The sequence below is a fragment of the Parabacteroides sp. D25 genome (assembly GCF_000307475.1).
GTDB classification, from domain to species: domain Bacteria; phylum Bacteroidota; class Bacteroidia; order Bacteroidales; family Tannerellaceae; genus Parabacteroides; species Parabacteroides distasonis.
On the sequence record NZ_JH976506.1, the window covers coordinates 176,711 to 200,939 of the forward strand.

A 24,229-nucleotide genomic window follows, 5' to 3' on the forward strand; every position below is an offset into this window, starting at 1 on the left:
GATATGAGACATTTATTGAGTATATGTATCGCTTTATTGTTCCTCGGAGGTGTGAGCCTACAGGCACAGAACGGTGTGCGGGGAACTGTTAGTTTCGAGAATGTAAGCGCAAGGAAGGACGGAAGCCAGCTTATGATGAATTTTACGACCAATCTGAGTAATCTGCGTTTGAAATCCCAAGAGATGGTCATACTGACACCGGTATTGCAATCGGTGGATAAATCGCAGTCTTACCAGTTTAACCCGATCGTGATTACCGGGCGGGCACGTATGAAGGCGTTGAACCGTGAGTTGGGTTTCGATAGTTATGAATTTCCCCAAACTCCTAGCTTGATTATCCGTCAGACGAAGAAGGGGCCGGAATTGATTCCGGTGGAATTGTCCGTACCCTATGCGGGATGGATGCGAAACGCTACCTTGATGGTGGATGAGAATACCACGGGATGCGCTTCTTGTGAGGTCTCAAATGACATCTATGGGGTGATGAGCCGTGTATTGCCTCCGTTAGCCCCTCCCGTTTATGAGCTTAGCTATGTTACTCCTCCGGTAGAACCTGTGAAACAACGGAGCGAGACGCATTCCGCTTATTTAAACTTTGAGGTAGGCAAGTCCGTATTGTTACGTGATTTCAAAGATAACGCTACCGTGCTGAATGAGGTGAATAAGATTGTAACGGAAGTCCGTAACGATAAGAATCTAAGCTTTACCGAATTTAAGGTTACCGGATACGCTTCCCCGGAAGGTGGCTACGATTATAATATGAGATTGTCCGAGAGTCGTGCCAAGGCTTTTGTCGCTTACATGAAAGATAAGGAGAAGATGGATCCTTCCTTGATGAAAGTGAATTGGATGGGTGAGGATTGGATCGGATTGCGTCAAGAGGTTACGAAATCAGATTTGGCGAATAAGAAGGAGATTCTGGAGATCTTGGATATTCAAGATATAAACAAGCGCAAGGCTAAACTACATGCCTTGAACGGAGGTCGGACTTATAAGATATTATTGGATAAATACTATCCTCCTTTAAGACGTATTGATTATACCTTGGCTTATATCGCACGTCCGTTCGACGTGAACGAGGCCAAGCAAGTGATCAAAACGAAACCTCAATATTTAAGTTTGAATGAGATGTTCTTGGTAGCCAATTCTTATGATAAAGGTAGCGATCAGTTCAAGGAGGTATTCGATATCGCCGTTCGTCTTTATCCGACCGACCCGATCGCTCAATTAAATACGGCGGCCCTTGAGATTGAGACTGGTGCTTACGATCCGGCCATCAGTCGTTTGCAAGGTATTAATTTGCCGGAAGCATGGAATAACCTAGGTGTCGCTTATGCGATGAAGAAGGATTATACGACCGCTATGCAATATTTCGATCAAGCTGCCCAAGCCGGCATGCAGGATGCCGCCGCGAACCGGGATGAGCTGGCCGCTTGGTTGGCCGAGCAATAATGGAGATACTTACCTTCGAATATAAAAAAAGCCCCCGTTTCCGGAGGCTTTTTTTGTGCTTATAATTTAGCTTTCCATTCATTCATCAACTCGGTAATGGTTTCCCGTACCGAAGTGATCTTATTCGCTCGCCAAGCGTTACTGCCGGCGAAAGCGTATCCATTCTCGAAATTCCCTTTGAAGGCGTTGTACAAGGCGGTGACGATACAATACGGGCTGCGTGATATATCGCACGTCTTGATACAGTTGAAGGGACAAGCTTTCGGTTGCTTGATTCCCGCCTTCACTTTCTCAAGGAAACTGCAATGGATGGCTCGTCCGGGCATGCCGACGGGACTTTTGATGATCTCTATGTCCTTCTCCTCTGCCTGTATATAGGTCTGTTTGAAGGCTTCCGAGGCATCGCATTCCGTGGTGGTAACGAACCGGGTTCCTAACTGAACGCCTGATGCTCCAAGGTCTATCATGCGTTTGATATCTTCACCCGTATAAATGCCTCCTGCCGCAATTACCGGGATCTTTTTGTCGTATTTCTGCTCGAAATGAGAGACTTCCTCTACGACTTGAGGTAATAATTCTTCCAATGAGAAATGCTGGTCTTCCAACTGGTTTTCCTTATATCCCAGATGTCCACCCGCTTTCGGGCCTTCTAGTACCACCGCATCCGGAAGATAATCATAGTTATTCTTCCATTTCTCGCAGATGATGCGTACGGCACGTGCGCTGGAAACGATGGGAACCAGCTTGGTGACGCTATCTTTCTTGAGGAAAGAAGGCAAGTCCAAAGGCAGTCCGGCACCGCTGAAAATGATGTCTACCTTTTCCGCTATACTGGTTTTCACCAATTCGGCGAAGTCGGAAAGAGCCACCATTACGTTTACGCCGATGATACCTTTCGCTTTTTCCCGGGCCTTGCGGATCTCTTCCGCTAACCCGAGATTCCCAGCTTCCGTATAATTGCTGGGTGACAATTTCTTATATAAAAGTCCGAGACCGGCTGCGGAGATAACGCCGATCCCACCTTCATTTGCAACGGCCGAGGCTAAGCCGGAAAGAGAGATGCCTACGCCCATTCCACCTTGGATGATTGGAATACGAGCCTTTAGGTCTCCGATTGTTAATGTCTTCATTAAAAAAATAAATATAGTGTTTCAATAATCGAGGCAAAGGTAGCACAATATCCCAATAAATGTGCGAAATGGACCAGAATTATCGCGCAAATATTCTAGTCATGTGCAATGTATGGAACGAACCGATTATTTTATGTAAATTCGTCCCTGAATAATTAGGCAAGACGTCTGTAACAGGATTGTAATGTATGTGAAACGGGTGTGAAACAGGAGCGTTGTAACTTTGCGACGCAAATATAGTTTTTATAGTTAGGAATGAAATTAGGAAAAGTTATAGCGCTCATGTTAGTGCTGCTTCCATTCAGTATGGGAGCGCAGGAGGTGGATCAGTCGGTGGAAAAACGTATCGATTCCTTGGCTACGGAAGTGACTACCTTGGATAAGGTAGTCCAGAAGCTAAGCAAATTCAAGGTTTCCGCTTATATCCAAGGACAATACCAATATGGACAGGAGGACGCTACCTTGAAAGTGGGCGATAAGAACGAGAACTTGGATAAAGGGTTTAACCGGATCGGTATCCGCCGGGGGCGTATGAAGTTTGAGTACAATGATGGGATCGGAACAGGTGCTGTCCAGATCGAGGTGAATGATAAGGGAGTAAGTTTCCGTGATCTGTATATCGGTATCAAGGACCCTTGGACGAAGCGTAGCCAGTTGATGGCTGGTGTGTTCAACCGTCCTTTCGGTTATGAGGTCTGTTATTCCACGAGTTCTCTCGAATCTCCGGAGAGAGCGACTATTATCCAGTATTTCTTCCCGGATGAGCGTGACTTGGGAGCGATGCTTACCTTACGTACCAAGACTACCAGCCCATTGAGTTTCTTGCGATTGGATGCCGGTCTGTTTGCCGGAAACAGTATTAACCGGGAGACGGATAGCCGGAAAGATTTCATCGGGCGTCTGGGTGCCGAGAAGGCGATAGGCGACTGGGGAAAATGGGGAGCCGGTTTCTCCTATTACCATGGTTTTGTCTACAACCCGACTACCGAGGCGTATGAGATGCGTGGCAATCATTTCGTTAAGAGGGATATGGGAGAGACGGGTACTTATATGAAGCGCCAGTATTTAGGTTTGGATGGACAGTTTAGTTTTCTTTCATCTTTAGGAAAGACCACTCTCCGTGCGGAAGGTTTAATCGGTACCCAACCCGGTATCGCCGGGAGCAGTAAAAGCCCGAACTACAGTACCCGACCGGAGAATTTGCCGGAAAATTCTTTGTTCAAGCGTCCTTTCCTTGGTTACTTCTTTTATTTGGTACAGGATATAGGCGCCTCTCCTTTCTCCGCCGTATTGAAATATGACGTTTACGATCCGAATACGAAGGTGAGTGGAAATGAGGTAGGGGCGGAAAATAGCTTCACCTCAAAAACCGACTTGGCTCAAAGCACGATAGGTATTGGCGGTATCTATAATTTCAATAAACATATCCGTCTACAAGCTTACTACGAGTTTAACTTCAATGAGAAAAGTAACCTCGTGAAGGGCTACGAGAACGACCGGAAGGATAATGTATTGACAGTCCGTCTTCAATATAAGTTTTAATTCATAGGATTGTAATATCTGTTTCATCCCATTGAAATACCGAAGTATTTATTTTGTATCGTAAATAAAAGATAAATACAAAGTAATGAAGAAGACGATTTTATTAGCTGCCATGGCAGCGTGTTTGTTTGCTACGAATGTGTTTGCCCAGAAGATAAAGGGTAGCGATACTTGTTTGCCTCTTACCCAGACTGAAGCCGAGAATTTCATGAATAAGAACAAAGCCGCTAAGATAACGGTGACGGGTGGTGGCTCCGGCGTGGGGATCTCCGCTTTGATGGAAGGCACTACGGATATAGCGATGGCTTCCCGTAAGATGAAATTCGACGAGCGCATGAAGTTGCAAGAAGCCGGAAAGAAAACGAAAGAGGAGGTGATCGCCTACGACGCTCTGGCTGTTGTCGTGCATCCTTCCAACAAGGTATCCAATCTGACCCGGGAGCAATTGGAAGGCATTTTTACCGGCAAGATTAAGAATTGGAAAGAAGTGGGTGGTGCGGATATGAAGATCGTGGCCTATTCCCGCGAGACTTCTTCCGGAACCTACGAGTTCTTCAAGGAGAGCGTGTTGAAAAATAAGAACTATATGAACGGTATCTTGAGCATGCCGGCTACAGGTGCCATTATACAAAGCGTAAGCCAGACGAAAGGAGCCATTGGCTATGTAGGTCTTGCTTATTTGAATAAAGAAGTGAAGCCGATCCATGTATCGTATGATGCCGGAAAATCCTACGTGGAGCCTTCGTTGGAGAACGCGAGGAATAAGACCTATCCGGTTGTCCGTCCGTTGTTCTACTACTATGAGACGAAGAATGCCTCAAAGGTGCGACCGTTCATCGATTATGTGATGTCTGCCGAAGGACAAGCGACGGTGAAGAAGGTTGGTTATATCCCGGTAAAGTAAGCGGAGAATCCGGACAGCGTTGTATGAGCACATCATACAACGCTGTCTAAGGTGCTTCGACAGTACTGTCTAAGGTGTTAAGACAACGCTGTCTTATGTGTTGGGATAAGATTGTCCGTCCGTCTCTTCCAGAAACTGATCCATATACAGATTCTCGCCATCCCATACGATATAAGAGAAGAATTGCATCCAATCCCCGGCTATGAGAATACGGGAGGTACGGCTTAACATCAAGTCCAACATGATGTGGCGATGGCCGAAAATGAAGAAGTTTATATCGGGATGCGTCTTTAGATATTCCTTGGCGAAAACAACCATATATTCTGCGTCTTCCCCTTGATACTTTTTAGCCTCTTGCTTTTCCAGTCCGCTCTTCCGGCTGTTGAGCGACCAGCCTAAAGCGAACCCGAACGTCCAGCGGGGATGTATTCCCGCATATAACCATTGGCAGAACTTGTTCCGGAAAATAGCCCTGATCAGACGGAATGCCTTACTCCGGAAATCTACCTCATCGCCATGCCCGAGGAAGAAACGTTTCCCCAATAAATCGACTGTCAAGGTATCCCGATGGATGATGGCGCCTATCTCTTTCGGCAAGTAGTCGAACATCCAGATGTCATGGTTACCGATAAAGATATGTATTTCTATACCTCTGTCCGCTAACTCGGCCAATTTCCCCAGAAAACGTACATGGCCTTTCGGCACGACGTATTTGTATTCGTACCAATAGTCGAATAGATCTCCCAGAAACCAAATGGCGGAAGCGTCTTCCTTGATGCTATCCAGCCAACGTACCAGTTTCTTCTCGATGGCTAAAGGGTCCTTGTGGAAACGGGCTCCCAGATGTGCGTCTGAGGCGAAATATATTTTCATAGAAAACCTAATTCCAGTTTAGCCTCCTCCGTCATCATGTCCTTGTCCCATTCCGGCTCGAAGACGAGGTTTACCTCTACATTGTTCACCCCATCGACCGCTTCTACCTTCATACGGACATCTTCCAATATGAAATCGGCCGCCGGACAGTTCGGGGCGGTGAGGGTCATATCGATGCGTACATTTTTTTCCTCATCGATATCTACCTTATATATAAGCCCAAGATCGTATACGTTTACGGGTATTTCCGGGTCGTATACCGTCTTCAGCATAGCGACGATCGCTTCTTCTGTTTGGAGAAATTCGTTGTTCATCTTCTTTTGTTTTATACGCGAATATACATTAATACTTCTATATACTAAACCGGGGGAAAAGAGAATTTGTTTCACCGGATCAGCCTTCCTTCGTCTGCATAGCTATAATAGCCGCTATCGGACAGGATGATATGATCCAGTATCCTAATATCCATCAGCTTCGCCGCCTTTTGGATACGCTCGGTCAAGGCATCGTCGTGCGTACTGGGGCGGAGGCTACCGGATGGATGATTATGGCATAGGATTATACCGGAGGCCAAGACGTTGATCGCCGCTTTTAATACCAAACGGATATCCACGGAAGTCTGGTTTACTCCGCCCTGACTGATTTTTATCTTTTGTATCACCTTATTTAAGGGATTGGTTAGAGCGATCCAGAGTTCCTCATAAGGTAAATCGCATAGTTGGGTACGGAATAGGAGATAGGAGTCTTTGCTGCTTCGGATAGCATCTTGAGGAGATGCCTCTGAGGTTTCCCGCCGTTTCCCTAGTTCCATAGCGGCGCAGATCGTGACCGCCTTCGCCTCTCCGATACCTTTAAAGCCGGAAGTTAATTCTTTGATGGAACGTTTACCCAATGTATTCAGATTGTTGTTTACGGAGTGAAGTATCCGTTGAGAGAGTTGTACGGCCGTCTCCTCATTGTTGCCGGATCCGATCAGTATGGCGATCAATTCGGCATCGCTTAATACGGAAGCGCCTTTTTGAAGCATTTTCTCACGGGGCCTGTCTTCTTCGGCCCATTCCTTGATGGAAAGTTTTCCTGTCTTTTCTTTCATAGTCGGGAAAGGTTTATGATTTGGTTAAAAAAATAGTTCCCGCCTGCTTATCAAGCGGGAACCGTATATTTTGACAAGACCCGGATTACTCGCGGATACGGCCTACGTAAGAACCATCAGTCGTATTGATCTCGATAACCTCGCCCTCGTTGATGAACAACGGAACGCGAACTTCCGCACCAGTCTCTACGGTTGCCGGTTTCAAGGTGTTAGTAGCAGTGTCACCTTTAATACCCGGTTCTGTATAAGTAACTTTTAATTGAACTTTTGTAGGCATGTCGGCGAAAAGAACCGTATCGGTAGATGCATCAGAAACAACGTCTACAATTTCTCCCTCTTTCATGAAATCAACGCCGTTGATCAAGTTTTTGTCGATGATCACGTCATCGAATGTCTCTTGGTTCATGAAATGATAATGCTCGCCTTCCGTATAAGTGAACTGATACGGGCGACGTTCTACGCGTACATCTTCCAACTTCTCACCGATATTGAAACGACGCTCGATCTGACCGCCTTTTACAACATCTTTCAATGTGGTACGCATGATGGTATTACCTTTACCCGGTTTTACGTGAAGGAAATCGACGCAGAAATAGAGTTTTCCGTCCAAACGGATACAAGTTCCTTTCTTAATGTCTTGTGAATTGATCATATTTATTTTCTTTATTTATAATGTTATAGAGTAATCCTTAACGATTTTCGGGGGCAAAAGTAGTACATTCCTGCTAAAGTAGCAAAAAGTTTTGCGTATTTATATGGAAAAATAGTTGCAAATCAACCGAATAACCGGAACCAAGACCGCTGTCATGATACCCATCAAGCCAATTGCCAGTCCGCTTAATGCTCCTTCGATGGCCCCGATTTGAATGGCCGCTGCTGTTCCTACTCCATGGGAGGAAGCCCCTAACGCCAGTCCTTTAGCGATATGGCTATCTATTCCCAGTACCCTCATCACAATAGGGCCCACTATACTGCCAAAGATTCCTACCGCTACGACGATGACGGCGGTAAGTGAAGGTATGCCGCCCGCTTTCTCCGCTATCCCCATAGCGATCGGGGTGGTGACGGATTTCGGCTGGAGCGTGGCGATCAACGCTTGGTCGGCTCCCATCAATTTACCGATGATGATTACGCTTACGATTCCGACAATGGCCCCGACAAATACGGAAGTCAAGATCGAAACGACATTTCCCTTTAGATATTGGATTTGCTCATATAACACATAGCCAAGGGCCACTACGGAAGGCCCCAGCATAAAATGGATCAAATGACTGCTTTGCTGGAACGACTCATATTGAATGCCTAGGACTTCCAGTACCACGATAATCACGAAGATGGTCGTAAGCAAAGGATGCAAAAGACTGATATGGACTTTCTTGTAAAGAGCCAAGGAAGTCAGGTAGGTACCAATTACCAAGGTAAGAGCGAAAATCTCGGAATGCGCCAGATTATCCATGGTCTATTTTCCCTTTTCCAGTTTTTGTTGCACCAACGCTACGCTGGCGATGACTAAAATTGTACTTACTACGGAAGCGATCAGCAGGACTGCCCAATACTCGGAGATGATCCCGAAGGAATTCATAAGCCCTACACCGGCAGGAACGAAGAATAATCCCATGTTTTGGGTAAGAACCGTGGAAAGACGTTTCACCTTTTCAGGTTTTACTTTCTTGAACGCGAGGGCTAAAAACAATAGCACCATCCCAATTACGCTACCCGGTATGAAACCGTCGATAAAGTAGCTGATAAACTCTCCCGTGAAATAGAAGAAGAGAATGTAAAATGCTTCTGTTAGCATAGTTTTTCTACCTTTTTTGATAACCGCTACAAAGATAACAGCTATTTCGTAGATATGTTCTATAACATATTATTTTAACATTGTAGGGACGGCGTCCGTCCCCCCGTGGTATCAAGCTAACGCGGAAGTAATGAACATATAAATCATCATACCGATAATATCGTTGGTAATGGTGATAAACGGCCCGGTCGCCAAGGCCGGATCTATCTTCATCTTATCTAAGGTCATGGGAACTAACGTGCCGAATATACTGGCGAACATTACGACGGCGAATAGGCTTAAAGATACGGAGGCCGTAATCCCCCGGTCTCCCAGCATGAAGAAGTTGTAAATGAACACGACCAGACTGATAATGCTGGCATTGATTAACGAAACTACGGACTCTTTTAGGATTTGCGGTACGATATTCCCTTCCTTCAAGGTATTGTTTGCCAAGCCTTGTACCACGATAGCGGAAGATTGTATGCCTACGTTTCCACCGGTACCACCGATCAGCGGGATAAATAGCGCCATCTTCGGGTTAGTGGCGAAACTGCTCTCGAAACCACCGAGGATAACGGAGTTTCCCAATCCTCCGATCATGCCGATCAGCAGCCAAGGTAGGCGGGCGGCGGTTTGGGTGAATACATTATCCGAGGTTTCCACGTCTTGCGAGATACCGGATGCCAACTGGTAATCACGCTCGTGTTGCTCGCGTACCTCATCCATAACGTCATCGATCGTGATACGTCCTACCAGACGTCCGATACTATCGACTACGGGCAAGGCTACCAAGTCGTATTTCTCGATCGTCTCCGTAACCTCCTCGATACTGTCGCTGTCGCGAACGGAGATCGGGTCTTTTTTCATGACATGCTTGATCTTGGAGACGGATGGGTGGGTAATCAGTTTCTGCAAGGGGAGCACGCCTTTCAAGCGCTCGTCGTCGTCCACTACATATACATAATAGATCTCGCTCATCTCCTCCGCTTGCTTGCGCATCTCGTCGATACATTTGGGCATACTCCAATTCTCGTTCACCACGATCATCTCGGTACCCATCAAACCGCCGGCGGTGTCCTCGTCGTATTTCAACAAGTCCACGATATCACCGGCCTGTTCTACGTCCTCGATATGCGAAAGGATCTCCTCTTGGGTATCCTCGTCCAACTCACGCATCAAGTCAACGGCATCATCCGTTTCCATGTTATCGACGAAACGCTTGGCGATAAGCTCATTGGGAAGTTCCTTCAATAACTTATGACGGTCTTCCTCATCCAACTCCATCAATACATCCGCCGCTTTGTCGCCATCCATCAATAGATAGAGATAAATGGCCTCTTGCAAGTTCAGTTCTTGATAAAGCTCGGCTATATCGGCAGGATACAGTTCATGAAGTACCTCCTGTGCCTTCGCGTCATCTTTGGCCTCGATGATGCTTTTCAGGTTCTCGATGTAATCTTTCGTCAGTTCGATCATTGGACTCTTATATTATTATAGGACATCACCAGCCTGCTTCTCCAGATGCTTTTGGCTGATCAAGGTCAGTTCCACGAATTGCTCCACGGATAACTGTTCCGGGCGCTTGTCGAATATCGGCAAGGCGTAATCCGGGCAATCTTTACCCAATAGGGGTTTCATGGAATTACGAAGCGTTTTTCTTCGTTGGTTGAATGAGGTCTTTACTACGGTCTTGAATAACTTCTCGTCGCATCCCAGCTCCTTGCGGTCGTTACGAGTCATTTTCAATACGGCGCTTTTCACCTTTGGAGGCGGATCGAATACTTTCTCACTGACAGTAAAGAGGTATTCCACGTCGTACCAAGCTTGAAGCAATACGCTCAAGATTCCGTACGTCTTGCTACCGGGACCTGCCGCTAGGCGTTCCGCTACCTCTTTTTGTAACATCCCCGAGCAGCAGGGAATCTGGTCCTTATAATCGAGGACTTTGAAGAATATCTGGCTGGAGATATTATAGGGATAATTACCGATCACACAAAACTGCCCCGGAAATAGCTTCGAGAGATCCAATTTCAGGAAATCCTCGGCGATGATACGTCCTTTCAGATCGGGGAAATTCTGGTTCAGGTAATCTACGGATTCCATGTCCAACTCGACAACGGTCAAATCATGTCCCGCCTCCAGCAAGAACTGGGTAAGGACTCCCATTCCCGGTCCGATTTCCAAGACCGGCAAGGATTTGAAAGTATCGAGTGTGTCCGCAATGCGCTGTGCTATTTGCAGATCCTTTAGGAAATGTTGCCCTAATGCTTTTTTTGGCTTAACTAATCTCATCCACTTTTCGGTGTAATGTGTTTGTTTTTAAATATTATGCTTATCTTTGCGGATGCACAAAAGTACAATAAATAATTTAAAGTTCCCTATACCTAATGGATTTTAAGAGCATTCTACGTACGTTTCTGAAGATAATTCTACCTTTAGCCTTCGGCTGTTTACTCCTTTGGTTTTTGTATCGGAAAATGGATATCACTGAGATTTGGCGAGTAGTCAAGGAGGGGGTTCGTTATGATATTATTCTGGTTTCTTTACTGTTCGGCTTGTTCGCCAATATCGTCCGTGGTTTACGGTGGGGATTGCTGATCAGTTCCTTGGGCGAGCGCTTCAAGATGAGTAACGTGATTTACGCCGTGCTGGGTAATTACGCAGTGAATCTGGTGTTGCCCCGTGTCGGCGAGGTATGGCGTTGCGGCATGATCACGAAATACGATAAGATCTCGTTTACCAAGCTGTTAGGTACGCTGTTGATCGACCGTGTGAGCGATACGATCATGGTCGGTTTGATAACCTTGATGATATTCATATTTAATATAAGCTTCTTTACGAGTTTCTTCGCTAAGAACCCGGCTTTGCTCGAAGGGTTCCAATCCATGTTTAATTCGATATGGATTTACGTGGCGGTGATAATTTTTGTCGCTGTAATTTGGTTTGTATTCACTTATATGAGTAACTTTACGCTGGTACAGAAAGCCAAAGGCATGTTGAAGAATGTATGGACCGGTATGAAGAGTATCTGGTACATGGAGCATAAGATGCGTTTCGTGATAGAGACGTTATTGATTTGGGGAGGTTATTTTTGTTACTTTTATATTACGTTCTATGCTTTCGACTTTACCAAGGACTTGGGTATCGTGGTCGGGCTGATCACGTTTACGATGAGTAGTATCGGCGTGGCGGTGCCTGTTCAAGGTGGTATCGGACCATGGCATTTCATGGTGATCGCTACCTTGGTTTGTTTTGGCGTGAACGAGAATGACGCGGCGGCGTTCGCCTTGGTCGTTCATACGGTACAGACGGTATGGACGGGATTGTGCGGATTATTCGGAGTGGTAGCTTTACCGCTCACCAATCGGGAGAACAAGGAGGCTCCGGTCGCTGTTTCGTGATGAATACAAGATATGTATTAAATATGAACTGAACTAAATTATTAACATCTATGTCAGCAGAAATCAAAGATCTATCTCCGAAGCATGTATGGGGTTATTTTTATGACCTTACGCAAATCCCCCGTCCGACCGGACATATGGAGGCAGTAACCCGTTTTATGATATCCTTTGGTAAAGGATTGGGATTGGAAACCCTGCAAGATGAGGTGGGTAACGTATTGATCCGTAAGCCGGCTACGCCCGGAATGGAAGGTCGTAAGACCGTGACATTGCAGTCTCATCTGGATATGGTTCCCCAAAAAAACTCTTCCGTAAAGCATGATTTCGAGAAAGATCCGATCGACGCTTACATAGACGGTGATTGGGTGACGGCCCGTGAGACGACTTTGGGGGCGGACAATGGCATGGGCGCCGCTCTGGCGATGGCCGTGTTGGCGGACAATAGCTTGCGTCACGGACCTATCGAGGCCCTGTTTACGATTGATGAGGAACAGGGAATGGACGGCGCTTTCGGCTTGAAGCCGCATTTCTTAAAGGATGATATTTTATTGAATTGTGATTCCGAGAAGGAAGGGGAGTTGTTCGTAGGTTGCGCGGGTGGCGCTAACGTGAATGTCTCTTTCCAATTTAAGGAGGATACTTATATTCCGGAAGGTGACGTGGCTGTCAAGGTTAGCTTGGCTGGCTTGAAAGGTGGTCATTCCGGTGTGGATATTCATTTAGGGCGTGCGAATGCGAATAAGTTGATCTTCCGTTTCTTGAAAGAGGCGGTATGCGATTATGGCGCTCGTTTGTCTTCTGTGGCGGGTGGTTCCTTGCCTAACGCAATCCCTCGTGAGGCTTTTGCCGTGATAACGATTCCGGGTGATAACGTGGAGTCTCTTTGGGAGCTAGTGGCTGATTACCAAGATATGTTCCGTACGGAGTATATGGGTGTGGAGGATAAGATCGATTTCGTTGCGGAGATGGTTGAATTGCCGTCTACGTTGATTCCGGAGGAGATACAGGATGATTTGATCAATGCGATCGAGGGTTGCCAGAATGGTGTGATTAGCATGTTGCATGATTTCCCGGGTACGGTTGAGTCTTCCTCTAACTTGGCGATCGTGAAGACATCTGATGAGTTGATCGAGGTGAAAATCTTGGTGCGTAGCTCATCCGAGTCTCGCAGGGATTCTGTTTGCTCAAGTCTGGAAAGTGTATTCGCTTTGGCAGGGGCTAAGGTGGAGGAGTCCGGTCATTATAATGGCTGGCAGCCTAATATCAATTCCCCGATCTTGAACTTGATGAAATCTACCTATCTGGATTTATTTGGTAAGGAACCTGAGGTGAAGGTGATGCATGCCGGATTGGAATGCGGTATCATCCAAGGCGCTTATCCGGATATGGATATGGTTTCTATCGGACCGGATTTGGAATATCCGCACTCACCGGATGAGCGAGTGAATATTCATTCCGTACAGAAGATCTGGGAGTTTATTACAGCTACATTGGAGAGAATCTAAGGAACTCTTTCCTTATAGATAGTAGACAAGCCCTCCAGCCTTTGTTCTTCTAACCATTCGGTTAGCGAGAATAGGGCTGGAGGGCTTATTTTATAATTTCTCTATATCCTCAAGGGAGAGTCCGGTGCATTTTTGGATGATGAGAGGTGCGATTCCCTCGGCTTTCATGTTACGGGCCGTAGATTCTTTCCCTTTCAATATCCCTTTCTCCTCCGCGTAATCGATCGTATTCTTATAATCCCTGTATCGTTTCAGAGCCTCGTCGTATTGTATGCGCTCCTCTTTGCTGAGGTTTGCCACGTCGGCTACTTCCAGCAACTTGTCGAAGACCGCCTTTCTCGCCTTGAACGGCATTCTCTCTAAAGTGTCCATATGCTTCAATAAATAAATCCAACGTTCAAAATCGTTCTCGCACTCGTCCGGTTCTTTTTGGAAGTAGGGCAGCTCGAGGTAGACTTGCCGTATCCTGTCGCTGAACATCCTTCCGGTTTCCCTGTCCGCCAATATAACATCGGTCCGGAACTTTGAGTTCACGTCCATCTTGTAGTTAAGTAGGAATACCCCGTATACGGGTTGCAACGCGAATTTCCAGTCCTTCCCTCTTTGCCCTTGGTTACTGATGGCCCTCGCCAGATAGTACAGTCCCCTGTCGTGGAAATAGGGTTGTGCCCCGGTTTGCATCTCAACGACGAATAGGTTTCCGTTGCTATCCTTGCAATGCACGTCAAAAACGATTCCCCTGTCATCCAGCGTCTCGGGGGTCTGAATCGGGTTAAGGAACGTGATATCCTCAATGTCGTGCTCTCCGAAGAACAACTGGTTCAGGAAATCGATTAGTAACTCCTTGTGTACCTCCTGCCCGAATATCCGGTGAAAGCCGAAATCGGTGAAGGGATTGATAAATTTTCCCATAGTGTTTATAGGTTTTAGTGATTAATATGAAAGGGATGGTTCTTTTTCCATCTCTTGCGGTAAAGATACGCTTTTTATTTTTAACACGTACGTCTTTTTGAAAAAACATGTACGTGTTTCCGGAAAAAGACGTACGTGTTTTTTGAAGGTCATAATGTTGCCGTAATATCTAGGATCTTGAAGGAATCTCATGTCGTGAAAACGGTTGTTATCTTGACTTTTTGTTTGATATAAGGCTTAAATCGTGGCAATCCCTTTTTGCCGGTATTGTGAAATAGGGGGAAGGGGGAGACGATAATCGGGGTTTTATATAAAAAAGTACGGCCTTTTACGCACGATATACGACAAAAGCCTGCACATATAGTCGCGTTGGGTAACGCCTATACTGCCGTTGGGCATTATAAACAGTCACGAATAGGGTTGGCGGTAGTCGTGAATGGGTATTGTAACCCTGTTAGAACCCAGTCGTAACCCTATGGGATAGCCCGAAGAAGTCAATAGATATGAATTACGATGAATGAATTTCGCTAGAACGGAAGGCGGTTTTTTAGCATCTGCCTGTTAATTAGTTGATTGCTATTTTTTTCTTACTTATTTGGGAACGAGCTGTACCTTTGTTCGAAAAAATCGATTCTCCGGGAGTTAAGAATACAAAATGTCAACGTGTTACTTTTGGATAGATATATAAATGTACGTATGTACATTATTATAAAGGCGTAAAGTTTGTATGATTCATAAATACTATTATCGTGTAGAAACGACTAGTTTAAACGATCGATTCTTTTAGTCATTTGCAAAGGTACGCGTTTCTTCGACTTCTGCAACCCTTCCGGGCTATTTTTTTCACCCCTTATCCTCTTTCTTATCAATCAAATAGGCTATCCGTTACGAAATAACCGATTCCGTAAACGAACCTCTCTTTTCCTCCCTCAAAAAACGACTAATCTAGACGATCGTTTAGACTAGTCGTTTTTATGTGGTTTGGGGATCGGTTTAATAGAGCTAAGTATTTGATTATCTTAATAAACACTAGTATTAATATTAATTTCAGTATTATGAACAAAAAGTTTTCTACTTTGGCTGCTGTCTTCTTGGCAGTAAGTGCGCTTTCCACAAGTGCGGTAGCGAATGTGACGAACGGTAATTATTATCGTTTGAAATATAGCACGACTACCCCAACTTCAACCGAAAAATATTTGGGTGTGGATATAGCGAAGACGGATAGTGTCGTGCTGAATTCCAAGGCGACTGGCTCAACAGTCTCTGCGGGAACGGATACTCCGGATAATTTGTTGAGTGATCGTTATTTCTGGAAAGTCAACAAGACTATTGCGGCTAGCGGTGATTCATTGTTTACATTTACGAACAGAAAAACAGGAAAGGTATTGGCTTTCGACGCTAAGGAAGCGAATGCTATCATTTCTGGTGGTGCCGTAAATACTTGGGGATGGAAGGGGCATTCTTCTTCGGCTTCTGGAATTTATTCCGTATCTGGGGGTAATACTTATTATCTCGTAGAGGAGAGTGGCGTTGTAAAAGTAAAGAAACAGACAGGAGTTACCCCTCCCACAAGTGGTATGCTTGCGCTAGAGGAAGACGTACCTGCGGCAGCGAATATGTCTGCCAAGCAGTTGAATGAGAAAAATGGAGGTAAAGGTTTTGAGCTAGCGTTCTCTCCGGCTGCAAATGGTGAGAAAAATCTCTTCATAGAATCTATGTTAAGAGCGGAAGCTTTACATGATGGAAGTACGACTGGTACTTTCGAATTAGATTCTGATGCGGATCATGCTCCTGTTGTAAGTTCTCCTGCGGTTTTAGCTGGTGACACAGCTTTCTTCGCTGTTAGTGGCAAGGTTATTGAGAATGCGGCAAAACAAAAGGTACAATATTACTTGGTGGCTGATACTACTTATTTTACAGGATTGGGTACGACAGGTGTTGTGTTTACTCAAGATACGTTGAAAATAACGAAAGATGCCGCCGGAAAGATTACTAAAGTGGAGCCCGCTCCAGGACGTGTACTTAACGCTTATCGCTTTGTGACCTCGTATAATTATGATAAAGCCTCCATGAATATTGAGGTGGTTGGTTTACAGGCAAAGAAGACAAGCGGATATTACAAGGATGATGTGCAAGAGAAATCTCTTGCATCTGGTAAGTCTTGGTATGTATATGTGGCAGAATTGTCTGATCGGAAAGAGGTTTCTGTTATAGAAAATGCGACAGCTCCTTCTACAAAGATCACGTTTAAGACTGGCTCCGCAATCTCTGATCTGAATACGAAAGTAGCTTACGCCGTCCAGAAAGTGAAGGATGATGGTTCTTTGAGTAAGTATTATGGTGCTAATAATGCATCTACTAATAAGGATAGCCTGGATGTCGCTTCTGCCTTAGTTCCTGCTACACAGTATATCATGATTCATGAAGGTGAGAACAACTATTCTTTGTATAACAGAGCGTATGGTAATAAGCTTGAGGAGGCTTCTGGCGCTTACTATAAGACCGATAAAGAAGGTATCTATCGTATCAATGGTACGGATTATAAGTTGACAGCTCTTACTACCGCAGCTGGTGAAGCCGGCAAGTATGTTGGTTATAGACATTTCTCTGATTCAGAGGTAGCGAACACATCGTTTACTTTGCGTGTTCAATCTATCGCTGGCAATAGCATCTTCATTGCATCCAAGGATTCCTCTATTTTCGCCGCTAATAGCGATGGACAGTTCTTTACGGTGAAACCTTATGACTCTGAGAAGTTTGGTTATACATCGAAAGATTCCTTGAGCCGCACGGCTTATATGTTGGTTGAACGCTATGGTGACAGACATCTGGCCTATGATAAAGCGAATAAGTTTGTCTTGTCTAAAGAGGCTTATAATACGCAGAATGACACGGTGGTCGTATTCTTCCAGGCTACCGCCACTGAAGGTCAGTATTTGTTGGCTTATGCTCAAACAGATGAGACAAAGGGTAAGTTGGCATCCACTTCTATGGACGGTAACTATATTATCGCGAACATTACTACGGGTGCTATCGAGAAATCTGCTTCTACAGCGGTAGCTCCTACCGTATTCGTATTCGAGAATGAGAAGAATGAGTACCAAGCAGAGGCGGCAGGTCATAAGATCATTACTTTGGCTTCCGATGACGCTATGTCTATCACTCGTACGGATGACAATTTCGCTTCCTTGAAACGTGTCGGTCAATTGAGATCCGCTTTCGAGGCCGAGAACTTCGCTTTGTGGGTTGATACCGCAGATGCTACGGACGAGACGAAACCATTGTATTTTATCTCTACTAAGCAGGGTTTGGATTCTGCTACGGTAAAGGCCGGCAATAGCTTGTATATGGTAAGCGTAGAGGATTCTACGGCTAACGCTTATAAGTGGGAAGGTCTTTCTCGCGTAGCGTTTATCGAGGGTAAGTATGTGGCAGGCACTGATTCCTTGGAATTATATACCGCTACGGATACGGCTAAATATGTGAAGAAGCATGATAACGAGGCTAATTGGGCATTCGCTTTGAACCCGGATGGTGGCGTGTCTTTGCAGAACATGAAGTCAAATCAATATGTAGCTACTCGTAACGACGTATTGGTGATGGTTAAGAAGATGGATGAAGCCGCCATGTTTGGTGTTGCTAAATCTGAGGTAATCCCGACCTCAAATGGCACTATCGACGCTGTTGAGGGTGTGTCTGTGACAACTGATAACGGTACCGTAACTATCCAAGGTGCCGCAGGTAAATCAGTAGTTATCTCTAACATCTTAGGTAAGGTAGTCGCTGAGACAGTTCTTACATCTGATAACGTAACTATCGCCGTACCTGCCGGTATCGTAGCCGTAGCAGTTGAAGGTGAGACCGCTGTTAAGGTGGTAGTTAAATAATAAAGATATATAATTCTAAGATTCCCGTGCGGAGATTCGTCTTCAAGTAAACCGTGAGGTAGAACATGCGGGGATATTAATACTAAAGTAAAAAATTAAAGCTCTCCGTCAGTATTTCCGTGAGGCAAGAAAGCGGAAAAAGAATAAGCCCCGGTCGGTTTCTCGATCGGGGCTTTTTGTCTATTCTTTGTCGTTTTTATCTTTAAGTCTCAATCCGGTTCTAGCGTTGAGGGGAGAGATTACCGAGTGGCCTAAATCGCTTTCAAGTTGTTTGCGGGCGGCCTCTGCTGCTTTTCCTCCTTGTTTGGCGATAACTTCGTGTTCTTCGAGATGTTGCGGATTCTTTTCTTTGGCAGTTTTACCGGCCCACGTTTGATAGATGATATCTGTAAGGGTAGCAAACTGAACGCCCTCTTGTAGTCCGTGTCGTTTCCATTCATCGGTTAGGTCTTTACGTATCTCGATGCTTTTAAGGCGTTGATTAATCCAATTATCCGAGTACCCCAACGCTTTATATTCCCTCATGGCTCGATCTATCGTTAACTCGGGGTCTTGCATTTCATCCAATCGCTCTTTTGCCACTTGGGCCATCCATAGCTTGAAAGGTTCTGCTTTAGGGGATGGGATGGATTGGATAAGCCGGAACAGCTGTTCTGTCGTAGCTACGTCGGTTTTGTAGTATTTCCCATCGGTAGAAGGTAATTTCAGTTGGTTACAATTTGTAACCGACTCATTTCCCTCTTTTCTTAGCCTATGTTTCAACACCTTCCAGTAATTGCTAGGATTAGGACTATCTGTTAGGATAGCGACAACGCTAGGATCGTCATACTTGCCGGTATCGAAGCCGTGATTGTTGAATGTGAGACCACTGTTAAGGTGGTAGTTAAATACAGTTTCTCGATCGGGGCTTTTTTGGTGAATCTTTTTAATTTTGTACTTTTGTAAGCTTGCACGAATGTTATACATGAATAGGAGAATTAGACAATGGCCAGCGATGATATAAAACAGGCATGGAAAGTGCCGGAACCTACGTTAAGGAGGTTGCCGTGGTATCTTGCGTTCGTAAAGTTGATGAAAGGGAAAGGGGAAGCGTTTATCTCATCTACCCAGATCGCTAAGGAGATTAATGTAGATCCTAGTCAGGTCGCTAAAGATCTCTCTTTTGTGAATATCTCCGGGAAGACGAGAGTGGGATACGATATTAACGCGTTGGTTGACGTATTGGAGGATTTCCTCGGTTTTACATCCCAGCATAAGGCATTTCTGTTTGGGGTAGGGAGTCTGGGCGCTTCTTTGTTGCATGACACCGGACTGAGCCAATATGGTTTGGAGATCGTGGCGGGCTTTGATGTCCGTGAGGATTTGGACGGGAGCATGATCAATGGCATTCCCGTTTTTCATATGGATGATTTTCCTGCCAAGCAGAAAGAATATGGCGCGACGATCGGGGTGATCACCGTGCCGGTGGAGAAAGCGCAGGAGGTGACAGACCGGATTATCGAGGGAGGAATCAAGGCTCTTTGGAATTTTACCCCCTTCCGTATACGGGTGCCGGAACATATCGTAGTCCAGAATACTTCTATGTATGCGCATTTAGCTGTTATGTTTAATCGATTGAACTCAATGAATCACTAAAATATGAAGATTATCGCCGTTGGAATGAACTATGCCGCTCACAATAAAGAGCTGCATCATTCGTTAGAATTATCAGAGCCTACTATTTTTATGAAGTCGGACTCCTCTTTGTTGAAAGATGGGAAACCGTTTTTTATTCCGGATTTTTCATCGGAAGTTCATTATGAGACGGAGATCGTGGTACGGATAGACCGTTTGGGGAAAAATATAGCCGAGCGTTTCGCTCATCGTTATTATAATGAGGTTACGGTCGGTATTGATTTCACGGCACGGGATTTGCAGAATAAATTGCGTGCGCAAGGGCTACCGTGGGAGATTAGTAAGGCGTTTGATAATTCGGCTGTGATCGGGACCTTTATTCCGCTGGAGCAAGCGGGGGATGTAAACCGGCTTCCGTTCCATCTGGATATCAATGGCTCGAAGGTACAGGAAGGCAATACCTCGAATATGCTGTTTTCGGTAGATAAGATTATTGCGTACGTAAGTCGCTTCTTTACGCTGAAAATAGGCGATTTGATTTATACCGGAACACCTGCTGGCGTAGGTCCCGTGAAGATCGACGATCATCTGGAGGGATATCTTGGCGAGCGGAAGCTTCTGGATTTTTATGTGAGATGAGAAGATTAATATATATATTCATTATAGGTTTATTACTTTGCTCATATACATGGGCGGATGGTAGCCGTTATGCTTCTAAATCCCTGTTATCGGAGGGGAAATGGGTGAAGATCCGGGTGGATAAGACCGGAATCTACAAATTATCCTATGCGGATTTGAAGAATATGGGTTTCTCGGACCCATCGAAAGTCTCTGTCCATGGCTATGGAGGATGGCCCTTGGATGAGGATTTCAGTAAGGAATATATCGATGATGTCCCTTCTACACCGGTTTGGCGTGGGAGTGATTACCTGTTATTCTACGGGAAAGGGCCGGTTAAATGGGAGTATGACTCGTCGAGCCAGACATTCGTGCATACGAATAATCCTTATTCATTGTATGGCTATTATTTTGTGACCGATGCCACTCCGACGAATGATATGACTTCCGTGGCTCAAGCGAGTGGCGCGACTAATCGGATCACGACTTACGATGATTATTTGGTGCATGAGCAAGAATTAGTATCGTTGGCGAAATCGGGTAGGGAGCTGTATGGGGAAGATTTTAGCGGAGCTACCCCCCGAACCCTATCAACATTCTCTTCAATTCCGGGAATCACGAATGAAGACGCTAAGGTAACCATGAGCTTTGTATCCAAAGTCACTTCCGGTACGGGAGTCGCTTCTTTGAGTATTAATCAGTCTAATGTTCTGGACGTTTCGATCCGCTCGAATAGAGAGGAATATGTGAAGGCGCTAGAAGGGGTAAGCACGGCGGTATGGAAAGGCGAGAAGAGTGAGAAAAACAGTGTGGTCGTGTCTTATAATTCGGCTTCTCATAACAATGTACGGTTAAATTACGTTCGGTTACATTTTAAGAGGACTTTGCAGCCGTATGGGGCCTATACTTTTTTTCGTAGTATAGCTTCTATCGGAAATGTTTCCCGGTTCGTGGTACAGGGCGCAAACGCGAATACCTTGGTCTTTGATGTGACGGATGCTCAGCGGGTAAGACTGATGGAGACGGAATTGAATGGCTCCGAACTTACTTTCTCTATTCCTGCCGGTACCTTACGGGAGTTCGTTTTGGTACGGACGGATCAGAGCTTTATCTCTCCGGAGGTTGTCGGTGAGGTGGAGAATCAAAACCTACATGCCTTGGAGCAAAAAGACATGATCATCATAGCGGCTAAAGCTTTCCAAACGCAAGCGGAACGGTTGGCGGAGGAACACCGGGCAACAGACGGATTGACCGTGGAAGTCGTGGATCCTCAGTCGATTTATAATGAGTTCTCAAGCGGTGCGCCTGACGCTACCGCTTACCGCCGGTTCATGAAAATGTTCTACGATCGTAGCGTGTCTGCCGGTAACGCTCCAAAATACCTGTTATTGTTTGGCGATGGTATTTACGACAACCGGGGAATTTGCTCGGACGTGAAAAATATAGCAAGGGATAATATGTTGCTGACCTATCAGTCGAGAGCGTCCTTGTTTGAATATTCAGGATTGTTCTATAATTCTAATTTCTCGTATGTAACGGATGATTATTATGGGCTATTGGATAATGTATCCGAGGAGGCACTTGATAAGCCGAACAGTATTTGCATAGGTGTAGGACGTTTCCCCGTGCGGACGGTAACGGAGGCTACCCAAATGGTAGATAAGGTAATCGGTTATATGCGGAACGAGGACAGAGGCGGCTGGAAAAACCAAATCACCTTCGTGGCGGATGATGGTAACAATGCGGATCACTATACGAGTAGTCATGCGGAACAAGCTGATGAGCTGGCCCGGTTTATAGAGGAAAATCATGGGGCTTTCCTAACGAATAAAGTTTATTTCGATGCGTTTAAGCGAGATAATAGCGGAACGTATCCGGATGTACGTAAGCGGATCTCTGAATTATTGAAGAAAGGGCAACTGTTGATTAACTATACGGGGCATGGTAATACGACCGCTTGGTCTGACGAATACGTGTGGACACAGACGGATATCTTACAATCTACTTATACGAAACTACCCATTTGGGTGACGGCGACTTGCGATTTTACCCGTTTCGATGACGTGAATACCTCGGCGGGAGAATCTGTTTTCTTGAATGCGAAAAGTGGAGGGATCGCATTGTTTACGACAACCCGTGTGGTTGTATCTAGCGGTAACTCGGCACTGAATAAGGAACTTTACCGCAATCTCTTTGAGAGGGAGAGTGACGGACGGGCCCGTACCTTGGGCGAGGCCATGATGGAGACCAAGCGGAAACTGTCTGGTATCAATAAACTTAATTTTATTTTGATAGGTGACCCTGCTTTGAGAATCTCCTATCCGGAGTATAAGGCGCAAGTGACAGCCGTGAACGGCAAGGCCATATCAGATGAGCCTTTTACGTTTAAGGCTTTGGAGAAAATAACGGTGGAGGGAGAGATCTTAGATACGAAAGAGGGCTTGGCTAACGATTTTACCGGTATCCTAAATGCTACGGTGCTGGATAGTAAAGCTTCATTGACCACCTTGGGCAATAATACGAATGAAAAAGGAGATACGGTCCGCTTCTCTTACACAGATTACCCGAATACGATCTATATCGGGCAAGATTCGGTACGGCAAGGAAAATTTAGTTTTACATTTATGGTACCGAAAGATATCTCTTATTCGAATAAGCAGGGAAAACTGAATCTCTACGCCTCGGATGAGGTGAACAAGCATGAGGCACAAGGATCTTTCTTGAATTATATCGTTGGCGGTACCGCTGATAATGCGGAGGCAGATACGATCGGCCCTGAGATCCGGCAGATTTACTTGAATGATTCTAGTTTTGTAGAGGGTGATCAAGTGAATACGACTCCTTATTTTGTCGCTAGGCTGTGGGACAAGAGCGGTGTGAATATAACAGGTAGTAGTGTAGGGCATGATATCATGCTGACGGTCGACAGTATGCCTTCCATGAGTTATAACTTGAATAATTACTATGCACTATTACCCGATAAAGAAGGGGAAGGACTTGTCCAGTTCTCCATCCCCGAGCTGGAGCCGGGAATGCATACGGCCGAGTTTAAGGTGTGGGATATCTTAAATAACTCCACGACCTATACCTTTACTTTTGAGGTGGCGGAAGGGTTGAAACCTAATCTGATCGAGATGTATGCCACCCCGAATCCGGCACGGGATCAAGTGGAATTCTTTCTGCATCACAATCGCCCGGAGTCGAACTTAAAGGTGACGGTTATGGTTTATGATATGACCGGTAAGTTCCTATGGAGTACCGAGAAGAGCGGTTCCTCCGAGTTGTTTAAGGCTTATATCGTAACTTGGAACTTGACGGATAACGGTGGCAGGCGGTTGCGCCCGGGAGTTTATCTGTATCGGGCGGCGATTAGTACGAATAACTCGAAAGAGGCGACGAAAGCGAATAAATTAATCATTCTCGCACAATAAAGTATCGGGTAATTAGTTTATAATAAGCATGGGGGTATGTTTATTACCCTCTAGGAATGATAAATGTAAATGTGTTTTTAGAATAGA

20 protein-coding genes are annotated in these 24,229 nt (G+C 45.4%); 9 read left to right on the top strand and 11 right to left on the bottom strand.

Annotation, left to right across the window (positions count from 1 at the left end):
• Positions 1–3 precede the first annotated feature (3 nt).
• Entirely contained in the window at positions 4–1,452 is a 1,449-nt protein-coding gene (locus HMPREF0999_RS16860) for a DUF3868 domain-containing protein (protein ID WP_005861187.1), read from the top strand.
• Between the two features lie 59 nt (positions 1,453–1,511).
• Here the strand turns inward: HMPREF0999_RS16860 and HMPREF0999_RS16865 are convergent, their stop codons facing one another.
• Positions 1,512–2,582 (bottom strand): NAD(P)H-dependent flavin oxidoreductase, encoded by a 1,071-nt coding sequence (locus HMPREF0999_RS16865; RefSeq protein WP_005861189.1) that lies wholly within the window; start codon positions 2,580–2,582, stop codon positions 1,512–1,514.
• A 255-nt stretch (positions 2,583–2,837) separates the two neighbouring features.
• On the opposite strand from HMPREF0999_RS16865, the gene HMPREF0999_RS16870 reads away from it, so the two are divergent.
• Positions 2,838–4,124, top strand: a complete 1,287-nt coding sequence (locus HMPREF0999_RS16870; protein WP_008773889.1) for a hypothetical protein — start codon at positions 2,838–2,840, stop codon at positions 4,122–4,124.
• Between the two features lie 85 nt (positions 4,125–4,209).
• Complete coding sequence (locus HMPREF0999_RS16875; RefSeq protein ID WP_005861193.1) at positions 4,210–5,028, top strand: PstS family phosphate ABC transporter substrate-binding protein; 819 nt, start codon at positions 4,210–4,212, stop codon at positions 5,026–5,028.
• A gap of 93 nt (positions 5,029–5,121) precedes the next feature.
• Here the strand turns inward: HMPREF0999_RS16875 and HMPREF0999_RS16880 are convergent, their stop codons facing one another.
• From HMPREF0999_RS16880 to rsmA, 8 genes are all read right to left on the bottom strand, one after another.
• Positions 5,122–5,901, bottom strand: a complete 780-nt coding sequence (locus HMPREF0999_RS16880; protein ID WP_005861197.1) for a UDP-2,3-diacylglucosamine diphosphatase — start codon at positions 5,899–5,901, stop codon at positions 5,122–5,124.
• Complete coding sequence (locus tag HMPREF0999_RS16885) at positions 5,898–6,215, bottom strand: metal-sulfur cluster assembly factor (protein WP_005861198.1); 318 nt, start codon at positions 6,213–6,215, stop codon at positions 5,898–5,900. Before HMPREF0999_RS16885 ends, HMPREF0999_RS16880 begins: the two co-directional genes overlap by 4 nt.
• A gap of 71 nt (positions 6,216–6,286) precedes the next feature.
• On the bottom strand, positions 6,287–6,994 hold the full coding sequence (radC, locus tag HMPREF0999_RS16890) for a RadC family protein (protein WP_008773888.1): 708 nt from the start codon (positions 6,992–6,994) through the stop codon (positions 6,287–6,289).
• Between the two features lie 85 nt (positions 6,995–7,079).
• Complete coding sequence (gene efp, locus HMPREF0999_RS16895; RefSeq protein WP_005861200.1) at positions 7,080–7,646, bottom strand: elongation factor P; 567 nt, start codon at positions 7,644–7,646, stop codon at positions 7,080–7,082.
• Positions 7,647–7,745: 99 nt separating this feature from the next.
• Positions 7,746–8,450: an LrgB family protein gene (locus HMPREF0999_RS16900; RefSeq protein WP_005861201.1), complete on the bottom strand. Its 705-nt coding sequence runs from the start codon at positions 8,448–8,450 to the stop codon at positions 7,746–7,748.
• 3 nt (positions 8,451–8,453) lie between these two features.
• Positions 8,454–8,792 carry a CidA/LrgA family protein gene (locus HMPREF0999_RS16905; protein ID WP_005861203.1) on the bottom strand — a complete coding sequence of 113 codons (339 nt, stop codon included), beginning with the start codon at positions 8,790–8,792 and terminating at the stop codon, positions 8,454–8,456.
• Between the two features lie 111 nt (positions 8,793–8,903).
• The gene (mgtE, locus tag HMPREF0999_RS16910) at positions 8,904–10,250 is read right to left on the bottom strand and encodes a magnesium transporter (protein WP_005861206.1); all 1,347 of its coding nucleotides are present in this window, start codon (positions 10,248–10,250) and stop codon (positions 8,904–8,906) included.
• A 15-nt stretch (positions 10,251–10,265) separates the two neighbouring features.
• On the bottom strand, positions 10,266–11,066 hold the full coding sequence (rsmA, locus tag HMPREF0999_RS16915) for a 16S rRNA (adenine(1518)-N(6)/adenine(1519)-N(6))-dimethyltransferase RsmA (RefSeq protein ID WP_005861207.1): 801 nt from the start codon (positions 11,064–11,066) through the stop codon (positions 10,266–10,268).
• Positions 11,067–11,161: 95 nt separating this feature from the next.
• Here rsmA and HMPREF0999_RS16920 point away from each other — a divergent pair, with 95 nt between their 5' ends.
• Positions 11,162–12,175, top strand: coding sequence for a lysylphosphatidylglycerol synthase transmembrane domain-containing protein (locus HMPREF0999_RS16920; RefSeq protein ID WP_009276449.1), 1,014 nt, complete (start codon positions 11,162–11,164; stop codon positions 12,173–12,175).
• 50 nt (positions 12,176–12,225) lie between these two features.
• Complete coding sequence (locus tag HMPREF0999_RS16925; RefSeq protein WP_009276450.1) at positions 12,226–13,680, top strand: aminoacyl-histidine dipeptidase; 1,455 nt, start codon at positions 12,226–12,228, stop codon at positions 13,678–13,680.
• A gap of 90 nt (positions 13,681–13,770) precedes the next feature.
• Here the strand turns inward: HMPREF0999_RS16925 and HMPREF0999_RS16930 are convergent, their stop codons facing one another.
• Complete coding sequence (locus tag HMPREF0999_RS16930; protein ID WP_009018359.1) at positions 13,771–14,592, bottom strand: Rpn family recombination-promoting nuclease/putative transposase; 822 nt, start codon at positions 14,590–14,592, stop codon at positions 13,771–13,773.
• Between the two features lie 1,055 nt (positions 14,593–15,647).
• On the opposite strand from HMPREF0999_RS16930, the gene HMPREF0999_RS16935 reads away from it, so the two are divergent.
• The gene (locus tag HMPREF0999_RS16935) at positions 15,648–18,479 is read left to right on the top strand and encodes a DUF6383 domain-containing protein (protein ID WP_009018358.1); all 2,832 of its coding nucleotides are present in this window, start codon (positions 15,648–15,650) and stop codon (positions 18,477–18,479) included.
• Between the two features lie 180 nt (positions 18,480–18,659).
• On the opposite strand, the gene HMPREF0999_RS16940 is transcribed toward HMPREF0999_RS16935, so the two are convergent.
• Positions 18,660–19,445, bottom strand: coding sequence for a Bro-N domain-containing protein (locus tag HMPREF0999_RS16940; protein WP_009276451.1), 786 nt, complete (start codon positions 19,443–19,445; stop codon positions 18,660–18,662).
• An 18-nt stretch (positions 19,446–19,463) separates the two neighbouring features.
• Between HMPREF0999_RS16940 and HMPREF0999_RS16945 the strand changes: the two genes are divergently transcribed.
• The 3 genes from HMPREF0999_RS16945 to porU are packed head-to-tail and all read left to right on the top strand — an operon-like array spanning position 19,464 to position 24,142.
• The gene (locus tag HMPREF0999_RS16945; RefSeq protein ID WP_005861218.1) at positions 19,464–20,114 is read left to right on the top strand and encodes a redox-sensing transcriptional repressor Rex; all 651 of its coding nucleotides are present in this window, start codon (positions 19,464–19,466) and stop codon (positions 20,112–20,114) included.
• A 3-nt stretch (positions 20,115–20,117) separates the two neighbouring features.
• The gene (locus HMPREF0999_RS16950; protein WP_005861219.1) at positions 20,118–20,732 is read left to right on the top strand and encodes a fumarylacetoacetate hydrolase family protein; all 615 of its coding nucleotides are present in this window, start codon (positions 20,118–20,120) and stop codon (positions 20,730–20,732) included.
• Positions 20,729–24,142 carry a type IX secretion system sortase PorU gene (gene porU / locus HMPREF0999_RS16955; RefSeq protein ID WP_009018356.1) on the top strand — a complete coding sequence of 1,138 codons (3,414 nt, stop codon included), beginning with the start codon at positions 20,729–20,731 and terminating at the stop codon, positions 24,140–24,142. Before HMPREF0999_RS16950 ends, porU begins: the two co-directional genes overlap by 4 nt.
• Positions 24,143–24,229 lie beyond the last annotated feature (87 nt).